The sequence below is a fragment of the Bifidobacterium sp. VU/mBH4 (B4) genome, assembly GCF_058199535.1.
The window spans coordinates 159,157-172,437 of record NZ_JBVPQJ010000004.1 but is presented as its reverse complement, the minus strand read 5'-3'; the positions used below and the strand labels follow the sequence as shown (position 1 = coordinate 172,437).

The following is a 13,281-nucleotide window of genomic DNA, read 5'->3' as shown; positions in this document are numbered from 1 at the left end:
TTTGACACAATGGGGGTGTGCAAGAGGATGAGGAACGATTGCTGGAGGGTCTGGACCCCGCCCAGCGGCAGGCGGCCACCGTGCTCGACGGGCCTGTGCGAATCGTCGCTGGCGCCGGGGCTGGCAAGACCAGGACCATCACCCGGCGGATGGCCTATGCCTGCGCCAGTGGAAGCTGGGAGCCCTCCAGAACCTTGGCAGTGACCTTTTCGGTCCGTGCCGCAGCTGAGATGCGTGATCGTCTCACCAAGCTTGGCGTGTCGGCCTCCCTGAAGGCGGCGACCTTTCACTCGGCGGCCCTGCACCAGCTCAGGCGGGTCTGGCCCCAGGTCAGCGAGACCTACCCTCCCGACCTGATTGAGGATGTGGGTCCCCTGGTGTCCTCCGCCTACCAGCGGGTCTGCGGGCAGGAGGCCGACCCGGGCCAGGTCAGGGACCTGACTGCGGAGATCAACTGGGCCAAGGTGGGGCTGATCGCCCCCCAGGATTACGTTCGGGTCTGTGCGGCCAGCCACCGTCTGCCGCCGGCCGGTCTGGAGGCTGATCGGATGGCCGATCTGTACACGGTCTTCGAGAGCTCCAAGGCCGCCCATAATCAGATGGACTTCAACGATATTCTTCTGCTGGTCTGCCACATTTTGGAAGAGGGCGGCCAGGCTGCTGCTGACATTAGAGACCGCATCGGCTGGCTGACTGTGGACGAGTACCAGGATGTCTCGCCCCTGCAGCACCGCCTGCTCAAGCTTTGGCTCAACGGCAGGCAGAACCTGTGCGTGGTGGGGGACCCGGCCCAGACCATCTACTCCTTCGCTGGAGCCACCTCCTACTATTTGCTGAACTTCCCCCAGGAATTCCCGGGCATCAAGGCCGATCTGGACCTGTCCACCGACTACCGGTCCACGGGAAGGGTGGTTCACTACGCCAATGGCATTCTGGCTCGCTCGCCGGTGCGTGACGACTATCTGAAGCTGACCTCGGCCCGTCAGGAGGGCAGTAGGGTCGCGATGACCCGTTACGAGGACGATGGTGATGAGGCTGGGGCCGTGGCCTCCCGTATATCCTCCATGATCCGGAAGGGGGCCCGGCCCGGCCAGTTTGCAATCCTGACGCGGATCAACGCCCAGCAGACCCTGATCTGCCGTGCCCTGCACGAGTGCGGAATCGGCTACCGGGTGCGTACAGAGTCGGGCTGGCAGAACCAGTCGGTCGATATGAGCAGGCAGGAAGTGCTGGAACAGCTGGAGGGCGGCATGGGTCAGGGGAGGGTCACGGTCTCCACCATTCACGCTGCCAAGGGATTGGAGTTCGCCCATGTCTTCATTGTTGGCTGCGCCGAGGGGCTGATCCCCTTTGGTTCACCACCCGAGGGGGACGCTCTGGAAGAGGAGCGCCGCCTCATGTACGTCGGGGTGACCCGGGCCGAGGACACCCTGCACCTTTCCTATGCGGAGCACAAGGACGGCAGCGCCTTCGTCCGGCGCGCCCCCAGCCGGTTCATCCATCGCTGAGTGCTATTGTCTCGACCCTTGGAGCGTGGGGAAGGGGAGTGCGATTCAGGCCTGGTTGCCGTCCGAATCGCCGCTGTCTGAGTTGTGCTGATCCGGATGACCGTCATCAGTGTCCTTGGAATCGTTGCCGGTGCTCTTCTGGTTGCCCGGAGCTTCCTGGTCCGAATGTTCCTGGTCATTTGAAGTGCTGGAATCAGCAGTGTCGGAGTCTGCAGGGGTGGCCGGATCAGCAGAGGAATCCGTTTCCTCGGCGTTCAGCAGTTTGTCCAGCTCGGCATCCCAGTCCACCGAGGTGGCGGGAGTGTCGGCCTTCTGCTCGGATTGCCCCTCTGCAGAGGTCGATGCCCCACCCTGATCGGCTTCCGCTTTGACGGGCAGGGAGGGCAGCAGGTCAGGATGGGACCAGTGGCCGTCACGGCCCTGAACTCCCTCCTCGGCGGTGATGCGCTCCCAAAGGTCGGCGGCCTCGCGCAACCGCTTGGGGTGAAGATGCAGGCCCAGCAGGGACTCGAAGGTCTGTTCGGCCGGCCCTCCCACGGCGCGCTCGCGTCGGGTCATCTCCCTCAGCTGCTCCAGGTGGGGCAGGTGGGCCATGCCGGCGTTCCAGACCACGCAATCCACCCAGCCGTCGACCAGGGCCAGCAGGTCGCCCAGGCTGTGCAGGGCCTCCTTCTGCTCAGGAGTGTCCTCAATGCCGACATTGCTGAGGTTGATGGCGCCGGCGATGGATTCGGGGTTGATTTGTTCGGCTTCGCGCAGCTGATCCTCCACTGCGTCCAGGTCGATGGAGACCCCCCGGGCGTACTTGCCGATCAGGGCCTCGAAGCGCGGCATCAGCCAGGGGACGGCGGCGTAGAGCCGGGCGTGGGCGGCCTCCTTGAGGGCCATGTAACGGGTGACCTCGTCCTGATCCAGTTCTAGGGATTTGGCATAGGCTTTGATGTTCTGAGGTATGAGGGCTCCGGCAGGATTCTTGAGCAGCGGGATGCCCTGATCGAATCCTCCGCGGACCTCCTTGGCCAGCTCTCCAGCGGCTTGCCCCAGCTGCATGGCGAATGAGGTGTTCCCCAGCAGCTTCATCAGCGTGGTCGGATCCTTGAGATTGTCGGGCAGGGGGATGGGCACAGGTCCAGCGAACATTCCCGAAATCTCGCCTTGGTCGAAACCTTGGAAGCGCTGGTTGATGACGGAGGTCAGGGCCTCGCTGACCGCCTGGGCCACCGGCGAGGCGAACTGGACCCAGGCGTCTATGCTGCCCTCGATCCATCCGGCTCGGGTCAAGGCTTCGGTTTGGCCTGGGGCGGGGTCAAAGGCGCAGACGGTGTCCAGCCAGAGGTTGGCTTCGCTCATGACCCGGGCCACCCGCTCGCTGTCCTCGGCTGTGACGGTGGTATCGGACTGGTTGGCCCTGGTGCGTCCCAGGGCGATGTTCTTGGCCAGGGCAACGTTGATGGGCCCCTGGTCGGCCTGGGCCTGCATGTCAGCCGGCGTGTTCAGCCCTCCGGCCGTGAAAGCCTGAATCAGGGCCTGGACCTCGGCGGGTTTGGGCAGCTGATCGGCTCCCTGGGCCGCCATCTGGGAGCGGATGGACTCAGGCAGCTGTGAGAACTGACTCCAGGCCAGCTCGCCCTGCACCGGGCCGAAGCACTCGATGAGCCATTGGTGGATTGCATTCTCGTCCATTGCTTTGATTCCAGTCCTCGCCAAGGCAGGCCGTCCGCCATCGAGGTTGACGTCTGCCGGGATTATCGTCTTCATCAACCATAATATTGGAGCTATGACACTTCCGCACGGGAAATCGGATCACTGCGCCACAGGCGCACCCGAAAGGCAAATCGGGACGCTTGGCGGACCCACCCGCAAAATGCTGGTCGGCGGTCTTCTGATCATTCTGGCCCTCCTGGTGCTTCTCCTCCCCTCGCCCTATACCATCGAGACGCCCGGACCCACCCAGGATGTGCTGGGAAGTTCAAAAGGCTCACCGGTCATCAAGGTCAAGGGCGGCCAGATCCACCATGACAAGGGCCGCCTGCTGATGACCACGGTCAATGCCCGCGGAATCCCCGGTTATCCGGCCTCCAACCTGGATGCGCTGGTGGGCTGGGCCGACCCCCACGCCATGGTGCTTCCCCAGGAGGCCGTGGTGCCTCCCGGGCAGAGTGTGGAGGAGTACAAGCGCCAGGAGCAGGGTGATATGCACGGCTCCCAGAAGGCTGCCTCGGCCCAGGCTCTGGCCTTCCTCAAGGCTCGAGGATACGACGTATCGGGCCTGCAGTTCAGCATGAGGGTGGCCGACATCGGCGGTCCCTCGGCCGGGCTCATGTACACCCTGGGAGCCATCGACAAGATCACTCCGGAGCAGGAGACCGGTGGTCTGACCATCGCAGGAACCGGCACTATGGATCAGAAGGGACGAGTCGGGGCCATCGGCGGCATCCAGCTGAAGATGCTGGGCGCCAGGCGGGACGGCGCCACCTGGTTCCTGGCCCCGGCGGCTAATTGCCCACAGGTGGCGGGCCATGTGCCACAGGGACTGCGCGACGTGCGGGTATCCACCTTGGACGAGGCCTACAAGGCCCTGGTGGCCATCGGCCATGGCCAGGGGGAGGGGTTGCCCCGCTGCACAGCCGCCAAGGGCAGATAAGACAAGGCCGGTCCAATTGGTGAATTCCGGCAGTCTTGTTATGCTGAAACCGTGGCTGAGACTACAACCTATACAGCGGAAGAGTTCGGTTTTCATCCCGGCGATATCGTTCAGGAATGGATGTGGGACGACGATGTCGACGACGGGATCCGGACCAGGATCGAGGATCTGACCGGCGAAGAGCTGGTGGACGAGGACTATGACGCAGCCGTGGATGGGGTCATCATCTGGTGGCGGGACGGCGATGCCGAGGATGATCTGGCAGATACCATCATGGATGCCTCGGCCATGGTCAACAAGGGTGCGCCCTTCTGGGTGCTGACTCCCAAACCTGGCAGACCGGGGGCATCGGCGCCAGGGGTCGTTTCCAATGCGGCCAAGACCGCGGGCATGAATGCCCTGATGCCCACCACCGTCAGCAAGGATTGGAACGCAACCCAGCTGCGGGCTTTCGGCAAGGGCAAGTAAGACTTCTGGCTGCAGAAGCGCCAATGAACGAGGTGGTGGGCATCAGGATCAACCGTGCCCACCACCTCGCTCTCTTTCATCAGGGATTTCCTCAGGAATCCAATCTGGCCAGCAGCCCTTACTGCTCGTCCTTCTCAGCAATGGCCGGAGAAGCCGTCGTGGCCTTGTTCTGATATTCGGCCAGCAGGGTGCGCGAACGGATATCGCAGAGGTTGGCCACCAGGGCCACGATCAGAATGACCAGGCCCACCAGGAAGATCCAATGCAGGCCGTCGAAGACGATGGTACGGGCCGGGCCCAGCAGACGTGAGGGAATGCTTCCTGCCGTGGCCGGGTTGATCATGCTGTTCATCATGTCCTCGGTCAGTCCCTTATGCTGAGGCACCTCGCGGGCGATGACCGTATTCATGACGATGCCGAAGATGGAGACCATCAGGGTCTGTCCCAGGGAACGGGCCAGGGTGTTGAAGCTGGTCGAGGCGCCCACGTCACCTGCAGGCACCACACTCTGGGCGGTGATGGTCGAGGTGGTGATGGTCAGGCCGAAGCCGAAGCCGACCACGGCGGAGATGACCAGGAAGACCCAGTAGGCGGTGGCCTGGGGGACGGCTATGTAGCAGAGGCAGGCCGTCAGGATGAAGGCCAGACCGATGTTGGTGGCCCGGTGCGGCGGGTGGTGCATGGTCAGCGGTCCGGCCATGTAGGCTCCCAGGAGCCAAAGGATGGAGGAGGGGGTGACCACGAAGCCGCCCAGCGAAGGGTTCATTCCCAGAACAGACTGCATCCAGATGGGCATGTAGGTGTCGAAGCCCATGAGGAATCCGGCCACCAGGAGCATGCAGATGTTCTGGATGACGAAGGTCCTGATGCGGAAGAGCCGCAGGGGCAGGATGGGATCCTCCTGGCGGCCCTCCACATGAAGCAGCAGGGCAAAGGTGACCAGGGTGGCCGCAGCCAGGACCAGGGTGATTCTGATATCGCCCGACGATCCCAGGCTCTGCAGGCAAAGCATCAGGCAGATCAGACAGACGCTGAGCAGTCCGATGCCGATGTAGTCGACGCGGGTTTCACGCGCCTGGATATGCTCGCTCAGGAAGATCTGGATCATGAAGATGACCAGCAGGCCGATGGGCACGTTGATGGCGAAGACCCAGTGCCAGCTTATCTGCTGGACGATGAAGCCTCCCAAGAGGGGGGCGATGATGGAGGCGATGCCCCAGGCCGAGCCGTTCAGGCCGATCATGCCCGCCCGCTTGTCCAGGGGATAGATGTCGGCCAGAACCGTGTAGGTCAGCGGCTGGATGGCGCCGGCCCCCAGGCCCTGCAGAAAACGGGCGCCTATCAGCTGGGGCATGGACTGGGAGAAGGCGCACAGGGTGGACCCGATCACGAAGACCAGCAGACCGATGGTCAGCAGCGGCTTGCGGCCAAAGCGATCCGAAAGCTTGCCGTAGATGGGCGTGGTGACCGCTGTCATGAGCAGATAGATGGAGTAGACCCAGTTCATGATGGACAGCCCATGCAGGTCCCCGATGATGGTGGGCATGGCGGTGGAGACGATGGTCCCCTCGATGGCCGTCATGAAGGTGGCGATGAAGACCGCCACCGTCACCAGGGTGCGGTTGGTCTTCCTGCCGCTGCCTGTATCGACTGTCTGTGACAATCCGAACCCCCTTTTATACGGTGTATATGGTGTGTTTCTCTTCTTTTTGCGGACAAAGCCCGCGAATTCCTAGTGGATTATAGCCGCACCGTGCGGCCTTGTCACCGTGTATTCTGCTAAGGTAGTGTGCTGGTCCCGTGGCTCAGTTGGTTAGAGCGCCACCTTTACACGGTGGATGTCCCCGGTTCGAGTCCGGGCGGGACCACAGGGGTTTTTGAGGGGGCGTGCCCGAAGCCGCGTCTTAGCGCTCACGTAGAATCGATGCACGACGATCGTTGGCAAGAAAGGTCAGGAGGTCGATGCCTGATGTCAGCTAAGCCTGATGCCCGTGGAACCGAGGCGACCATCGCGCGCTCGGGCAAGCGCAAGTGGGGATATGACACCAAGCAGGTGGATGCCTTCCTGGAGCGGGCGCACTCGCTCTATGAGAGCCAGGACCCTGATCTGACCCAGGAGGAGATAGCCAACGCCTCCTTCGACCTGTGCAAGAACGGCTACATCATCACCCAGGTGGATGCAGCCCTCTCCCGACTGGAAAGGGTGATTTCCGACAGGCAGACCAGCCTGGAGATAGCCCGGGTGGGCGTGGATGGTTGGACGACCAGAATGGTCAGTCTGCAATCCGAGCTGACTACTCATGCCGGCAGGCCCTCAGGCAGCGTCTTCAAGCGCGGGGATCCCGGCATGCCCTCATACGACTGCAAGCAGGTGGAGCGGCTGATCGAGCAGGTCCTCAACAAGACTTCTGACCAGCTCAACCTGCAGGAGGGGCGGAAGACGGACTCGGGCAAGTCGAAGAACACCGACATCACGGCTGACCGCGTCTCTAACGTCATCTTCACCCAGCGGCGGGGGCCCAAGGGTTATGACGAGCGCCAGGTGGACTTCTTCCTGGCCAAGGCCGTCGAGCTTCTGGAGCAGCTGGAGTCCTTCGCCAGGGTCAGCGAGAGGGCCAAGAGAGCAAGCGCGAGTGCAACGGTGCCTGCCGCTGTTCCTGCGCACTCGCAGCTTCCGGTGCAGGACTCTTCGGCTTCGGGCGTTCAGCCGCTGATCGGACAGAGTCAGGAACCCGCTTGGAGCATCCCCAATGCTTCCCCTGTTGCGGAGGACCAAAGCAGTCAGGACGATTTCGCTCAACTGCATCAGGCGGAACGGGCCATCTTCGATGCTCCCGCTGCCAGCACGCAGACGGTGCCGACGGCCCAGCCCAACAGCTCCCTGAGTGCCCTGGCTTCAGCGGTCAACCAGCGACTGGCTCAGGACGGCGCTGGAGCGGCTGTGGATACCGGTGTTGATACACCTTCAACAGCTTCAGCCCGGTCTGCATCCTCGGTCGATGTCGGCGCTGGAGCAGCCGCTGCTCCTGCAAATCCGGCTGTCTCCGGTCGGCCTGAATCGGTTATGCCCACCTCTGCGCCAACCAGCTATACTCCTGCAGTCTCCGCTGCAGGCTCGGCTGCACCCGCGCCGGCTGCGCAATCCATGCCTGTCAACTCGACGGCCTCTTCGCCTTCCCCAGCACCGCAGACTCCTGAACCGACGGTATTCCAGCCGACCACTTCGACACCTGCCGCATCCGCCCCGTCCACATCGACAGGGGCTGCGTTCGTTCCTTCCACAGGTCCGGCATCGCCGGTGCCCCCCTCAACCGATGCTGACGCTGACAACTCGTCTGCGCCAGGATCCACCTCAGTTATCTCTTCGCCGTTCGTTGACGGCCCTCTGGGCGCAGGCGGCCCCTTGGGCAGCTATGCGGAGCCGGCGCCAGCAGCGCTTGAGACCCAGGAGCGTCCCTGGGCCGAGACAGCCGAAAGCAGCACGGATACGCCCGACTGGGCCAAGCCTCGGTACTCGCAAAACACGCAGGGGAATAAGCAGGCCCAGGATCCGGATTCCTACCTGAACTCCCTGCTCAACCAGGATCTGCCCAAGATGGATCTGGACATCCCTGATATTTCATTCCCGGCCTTCGGCGACGAGGGGGAGCAGGATAAAGGCGGTCGATGAGTCAGTTGGCAGTGATGAGTGAAGGCCTGCAGGCCGGTTTGCCGGTCGAGCGTGAACGTACCCTGGCGGATTGGTCGCCTAGGGACGATGCCGACCAATCTCGCAGTCTGGTTATCCTGGGATCCACAGGATCCATCGGTACCCAGGCCTTGGATCTGATCAGTCGTCATAGGGATCGGTTCCAGGTGACTGGATTGGCCGCTGGTGGTGCGCATGTTGAGCTCCTGGCCCGTCAAGCCCGTGATTTTGGCGTGACCCGTCTGGCTCTGGCCGACAGGGCCCAGGTTCCGGCCCTGCAGCAGGCGCTCAAGGCCTTGGGATTGACTGGTATCCAGGTAGAAGCAGGCATGGAGGCGGTCCAGGCTCTGGCCGGCTCCGGAAGTGATCTGGTTCTCAACGGCATCACCGGATCAGTCGGTCTGCGCCCATCCATTGCGGCCCTGCAGGCCGGATCCCAGCTGGCGCTGGCCAACAAGGAGTCCGTGGTGGCCGGTGGCCATCTGCTCTTTGATGCCGAGATCAGAGCGGGCCAGATCAACCCGGTCGACTCCGAGCATTCGGCCATCTGGCAGTCCCTGCGTTCAGGGCAGCACGGAGAGGTGGCCCGTTTGGTGGTCACCGCTTCTGGCGGTCCCTTCCGGGGCTGGAGCCGTGACGCTATGCGCCAGGTCACCCCTGAGCAGGCCCTGAACCATCCGACCTGGTCCATGGGGCCGGTGGTCACCATCAACTCCTCCACCATGGTCAACAAGGGGCTGGAGGTCATCGAGGCCAGCCGGCTCTTCCGGATCGAGCCCGAGCGGATCACCGTGGTGGTCCACCCCCAGTCCGTGGTCCACTCCATGGTCCAGTTCCAGGACGGGGCCACCATAAGCCAGGCCTCGCCTCCTGACATGCGCCTGCCCATCGCCCTGGGCCTTTCGGCGCCCGACCGTCTTGACCATGTGGCTATGGCCTGCGACTGGTCCAAGGCCAGCACCTGGACTTTCGAGCCCTTGGACGACCAGGCGTTTCCGGCAGTCAACCTGGCCAGGCGGGCCCTGGGAAGCTGCGAGCCCATGACCGCGGTCTTCAATGCCGCCAACGAGCAGGCGGTCCGGGCCTTCCTGGATCACCGGCTGCCCTACCTGGGCATCGTCGAAACCATCCGTTCGGTCATGGATGCCATGGAAACGCATCTTCCGGGAACATTCACATCCGTGGAGGTAATGGAGCAAGTCGAGCATGAGGCACGCCAAAGGGCCGATGCTTTGATAGACATGACAGCGTGAGTAGCATTCCCAAGACCGAACAGTCAACATCCTCTCAGGGGTTCCGCAAGACAGGCGAGCAGGCCATCAGCCAGACTCCGCTGCATCCTCGTCGCCGCTCCCGTCGGATCATGGTGGGGCCTGTGCCGGTCGGCGGGGGAGCCCCCATATCGGTGCAGTCCATGACCAACACGGTCACTGCTGACATCAATGCCACCCTGCAGCAGATCGCCGAGCTGGCCGCCGCCGGCTGCGACATCGTACGGGTGGCCGTACCCAGTCAGGACGATGCCGACGCGCTGCCCATCATTGCCAAGAAGTCGCCCATCCCGGTCATCGCCGACATCCACTTCCAGAGCAAGTACGTCTTCCAGGCCATCGATGCCGGCTGTGCAGCCGTCAGGGTCAACCCGGGCAACATCCGCAAGTTCGACCAGGTCGGCCCCGAGATCTGCAAGGCCGCCACCGATGCAGGCATCTCCCTGCGCATCGGGGTCAATGCCGGCAGCCTTGACAAGGACATTTACGCCCGCTACGGCGGACCCACCCCTGAGGCCCTGGTCGCCTCGGCTTTGAAAGAGGCCCACATGTTCGAGGACGTGGGCTTCCATGACTTCAAGATCTCCGTCAAGCACCACGATCCCGTCACCACGGTCCAGACCTACAGGCTTCTGGCCTCCAAGGGCGACTGGCCCCTGCACCTGGGCGTGACCGAGGCCGGGCCCTCCTGGCAGGGGACCATCAAGTCCTGTCTGGCCTTCGGCGCACTACTGGCCGAGGGCATCGGCGACACCATTCGTGTTTCCCTGTCCGCACCGCCTGTGGAAGAGGTCAAGGTTGGCTGCAAGATCCTCGAGTACCTGGGGCTGCGCCAGCGCCACTTCGACATCATCTCCTGCCCCTCCTGCGGCAGGGCCCAGGTGGACGTGATCGAGCTGGCCAAGGAGGTCACCGAGGGGCTCAAGGACATCACCGCCCCCATCCGGGTGGCCGTCATGGGCTGCATCGTCAACGGACCCGGCGAGGCCAGGGAGGCCGACTTGGGGGTGGCATCGGGCAACGGCAAGGGCCAGATCATCATCAAGGGCAAGGTGGTGCAGACCGTGCCCGAGGATCAGATCGTCCCCACGCTGCTGGAACGGGCCAAGGAAATTGCCGCCCAGATGGATGCCAAGGCGGCGGCTCAGGGTGAAACCCTGCCGGAGGCAGGGCCCATGGTGGTCCCGGTCACCGGCCGTGCCAGCTGAGGGCGTAAGCGCCATCCCCGCCACCGGCTACAATGGCCGACGTGTCCCAAGAGGTTGAGCGTTCCCTCCCTGCAAGCGGGTGGAGCAGGGTAAGGCGGCTCATGACCAGCCTGCCCGTCTTCATCATTCTCATGGGTCTGCTGGCCTCGGTCTCCCACTTGACCGCCGTCCCCTGGAAATACGAACCAGTGGATCAGAATTTTCCCACGCTGACTCCGGACACCGCGGTCACCTTCGACTGGCCTGCCGGGGTTGACAGGGATGCCGTTGGGCAGTACCAGGTCGAATCCCGTCACCAGGAACTGAGCGTGGAACGGCCAGCCACTGGCGAGCACCAACGCATCCGGATACTGATCCGCGCCCCCAAGGAGGCCTCAGGGCATCGGCCGGCCGTGGTCTTCATGCACGGCGCCGGTTACGGCACCTGCGACAACTCCTTCGGGGATGTGGCCCGAACCCTGGCCTCTGCCGGTTTCGTCACCGCCGTGCTGGACAAGCCGGTCTGGTCCACCACAGATGCCGACCGGGACTATCCCGCCTCGGCCAAGGCCTACGAGCGGGTTGCCAACCTGCTGCGCGGCCGGGCTGACGTGGATGCATCCAAGGTGGGCATCTATGCCACCAGCGAGAGTACTTGGATCGCCGCCATGCTGCTGAGCATGGACCACCGGATCGCCTTCCAGATCCTGCTGAGTCCCATGGTCTATTCCCCGCGGCACGCCATGGGCTTCTTCGTGGCCCAGGATTTCGCCATTGCCGGGGCCAACCAGGGCTACCAGTCGGTGGTCCGTCGGCTCTTCAGCACCGATGCCTCCCTCTTGGGCCTGAATAATCTGGATATCGATCCCACCGACCGCTACACTTACGCCATTCCCACCCTCTTGGCCTACGGAGCCAAGGACGTGATGACTGCCCAGGTGGAGGGGGTGCAGCGCGTGCTCTCCCAGGCCCATGCCTCGGGCAACGAGAACGTCACTGTGCGGTCCTACCCGGTCTCCAACCATGTGCTGCGGCTGGGGGATGAGGCCCGGACCGGCACGCCCCTGGCCGACCACTACCAGCAGGACATGGTCGACTGGGCGGTGGGTCAGGTCCATGGCCTGCATCAGACCAGCCCCAGCGTGGGTGGGGCCACCATCCACCAGTCCATCGCCGTGCCTACTGACCTGCGGGGGCGGCGCTCGCTGACCGTGTATATGCTGGTCCTGCACCTGCTGACCCTGGTGCTTTTGCTGGCATCCCTGGTCATGGCCCTGGTGGCCGGGCTGATGAAGTTGTTCCGTCTGCGCCGACGCAAGGACCCGGTTCTGGGCTTCAGCCATGGCTTCGGCGGCACCTTGGTCACCATCACCGGCACCACCCTGGCTACCCTGGTCCTTTTTGGAGCCGGTCTGGGTCAGGTCATCATGGCCGTGGTACGCCTGGGCTGGGGCGGCGTGCCCGACCAGGCTGGAGTCAGCTACTGGAGCTGGCCGGTCATCCAGGTGGTCTGTGCCCTGGTGATCTGGGCCTGGTCGCGCACCTTCGCCCGCATGGTCGAGGTAGCCTCACTCAGGGGATTGGACCGGTTGCCCGACCAGGTTCGCACAAGCAAGGCCGGCGGCCCCAGTCTGCGTCAGCAGATGCGGAACATGGATCCCAGGCCGGTTCTGGCCTCCACCCGTTTTGGCGTTGCACTCTTCATCGTCACCACCCTGGCTATGTTCGGAGTCCTGTTGATCTTCGCCTTCTGGGGTCTGTTCATCTACCAATGAAAGGACGGGACCGTCGTGGCCATCTATCGTGACGAGGGCCTGGTCCTCAGAACGGTCAAACTGGGTGAGGCCGACCGGATCGTCACCATGCTGACCAGGGGGCACGGCAAGGTCAGGGCCGTGGCCAAGGGGGTGCGACGGACCAAGTCCCGCTTCGGCGCGCGGCTGGAGCCATTCATGCGTGACGACCTGCTCATCTCCCGTGGCCGCAACCTGGACATCGTCTCCCAGGCCGTCTGCATAGCCGCCTATGCGGATGCCATATGCGCCGACTATGACCTCTACGCCAACGGGGGCGTCATGCTTGAGACCGCCGACAAGCTGGTGGTGGGCGAGCACGAGCCGGCCCCTGAGCAATACCGTCTGCTGGCCTCCGCCCTGGCCAGTCTGGCTGGTCACCGGCATGGACCCCGTGACATCGGCGCCTCCTACCTGCTGCGGTCCCTGGCGCTGGCTGGCTGGAGGCCCCGGCTGGATTCCTGCATCGTCTGCGGCCGGACCGACCAGCTGACCCACTTTTCGGTGCCTGGCGGCGGGGTGGTCTGCAGCCGGGACAGGCCTACCGACGCCGTGGCAGTGGATTCCGCCACCCTGGCCCGCTTCCGGGCGTTGAGCAGCGGGGACTGGTCCAAGCTGGACGGCAAGGACTCCACCCCCCTCTGCGACGGTCTTGTTGAGAAATGGGGCGAATATTACCTGGAGCGGCCCATCAGGTCTCTGCGGCTATTAGATTCTTGAAG

Annotated in this window: 10 protein-coding genes and 1 tRNA gene; 9 read left to right on the top strand and 2 right to left on the bottom strand. The window is 63.7% G+C overall.

The window, feature by feature from the left end; translation table 11 throughout:
- The first annotated feature begins 17 nt into the window (after positions 1-17).
- The gene (locus AC0AII_RS06535) at positions 18-1,508 is read left to right on the top strand and encodes an ATP-dependent helicase (protein ID WP_490446546.1); all 1,491 of its coding nucleotides are present in this window, start codon (positions 18-20) and stop codon (positions 1,506-1,508) included.
- 45 nt (positions 1,509-1,553) lie between these two features.
- On the opposite strand, the gene AC0AII_RS06530 is transcribed toward AC0AII_RS06535, so the two are convergent.
- A complete protein-coding gene (locus AC0AII_RS06530; RefSeq protein ID WP_490446545.1) occupies positions 1,554-3,191 on the bottom strand; it encodes a zinc-dependent metalloprotease in 1,638 nt (545 codons plus the stop codon).
- Between the two features lie 94 nt (positions 3,192-3,285).
- Between AC0AII_RS06530 and AC0AII_RS06525 the strand changes: the two genes are divergently transcribed.
- Positions 3,286-4,152, top strand: a complete 867-nt coding sequence (locus tag AC0AII_RS06525) for a S16 family serine protease (RefSeq protein ID WP_490446544.1) — start codon at positions 3,286-3,288, stop codon at positions 4,150-4,152.
- Between the two features lie 51 nt (positions 4,153-4,203).
- Positions 4,204-4,620, top strand: coding sequence for a DUF3052 domain-containing protein (locus AC0AII_RS06520; RefSeq protein WP_024627263.1), 417 nt, complete (start codon positions 4,204-4,206; stop codon positions 4,618-4,620).
- A gap of 118 nt (positions 4,621-4,738) precedes the next feature.
- Here AC0AII_RS06520 and AC0AII_RS06515 read toward each other — a convergent pair whose 3' ends face one another.
- Complete coding sequence (locus AC0AII_RS06515; protein WP_490446543.1) at positions 4,739-6,283, bottom strand: MDR family MFS transporter; 1,545 nt, start codon at positions 6,281-6,283, stop codon at positions 4,739-4,741.
- A gap of 131 nt (positions 6,284-6,414) precedes the next feature.
- Here AC0AII_RS06515 and AC0AII_RS06510 point away from each other — a divergent pair.
- The 6 genes from AC0AII_RS06510 (at position 6,415) to recO (ending at position 13,279) form a co-directional block, all read left to right on the top strand.
- Positions 6,415-6,488, top strand: a tRNA-Val gene (locus AC0AII_RS06510).
- A 101-nt stretch (positions 6,489-6,589) separates the two neighbouring features.
- Positions 6,590-8,290 carry a DivIVA domain-containing protein gene (locus tag AC0AII_RS06505; RefSeq protein ID WP_490446542.1) on the top strand — a complete coding sequence of 567 codons (1,701 nt, stop codon included), beginning with the start codon at positions 6,590-6,592 and terminating at the stop codon, positions 8,288-8,290.
- Positions 8,287-9,561, top strand: coding sequence for a 1-deoxy-D-xylulose-5-phosphate reductoisomerase (dxr, locus tag AC0AII_RS06500; RefSeq protein ID WP_490446541.1), 1,275 nt, complete (start codon positions 8,287-8,289; stop codon positions 9,559-9,561). Before AC0AII_RS06505 ends, dxr begins: the two co-directional genes overlap by 4 nt.
- Complete coding sequence (gene ispG, locus AC0AII_RS06495; protein WP_180335377.1) at positions 9,558-10,787, top strand: flavodoxin-dependent (E)-4-hydroxy-3-methylbut-2-enyl-diphosphate synthase; 1,230 nt, start codon at positions 9,558-9,560, stop codon at positions 10,785-10,787. Before dxr ends, ispG begins: the two co-directional genes overlap by 4 nt.
- Positions 10,788-10,888: 101 nt before the next feature.
- A complete protein-coding gene (locus tag AC0AII_RS06490; RefSeq protein WP_490446591.1) occupies positions 10,889-12,541 on the top strand; it encodes an alpha/beta hydrolase family protein in 1,653 nt (550 codons plus the stop codon).
- A gap of 15 nt (positions 12,542-12,556) precedes the next feature.
- Entirely contained in the window at positions 12,557-13,279 is a 723-nt protein-coding gene (gene recO, locus AC0AII_RS06485) for a DNA repair protein RecO (protein WP_313839464.1), read from the top strand.
- Positions 13,280-13,281: the final 2 nt, after the last annotated feature.

Bases quoted from the DNA above. Each gene is read 5' to 3' on its own strand.
- AC0AII_RS06530 (WP_490446545.1), bottom strand. From the start codon at position 3,191: ATGGACGAGAATGCAATCCACCAATGGCTCATCGAGTGCTTCGGCCCG.
- AC0AII_RS06525 (WP_490446544.1), top strand. From the start codon at position 3,286: ATGACACTTCCGCACGGGAAATCGGATCACTGCGCCACAGGCGCACCC.
- AC0AII_RS06505 (WP_490446542.1), top strand. From the start codon at position 6,590: ATGTCAGCTAAGCCTGATGCCCGTGGAACCGAGGCGACCATCGCGCGC.
- dxr (WP_490446541.1), top strand. From the start codon at position 8,287: ATGAGTCAGTTGGCAGTGATGAGTGAAGGCCTGCAGGCCGGTTTGCCG.
- AC0AII_RS06490 (WP_490446591.1), top strand. From the start codon at position 10,889: ATGACCAGCCTGCCCGTCTTCATCATTCTCATGGGTCTGCTGGCCTCG.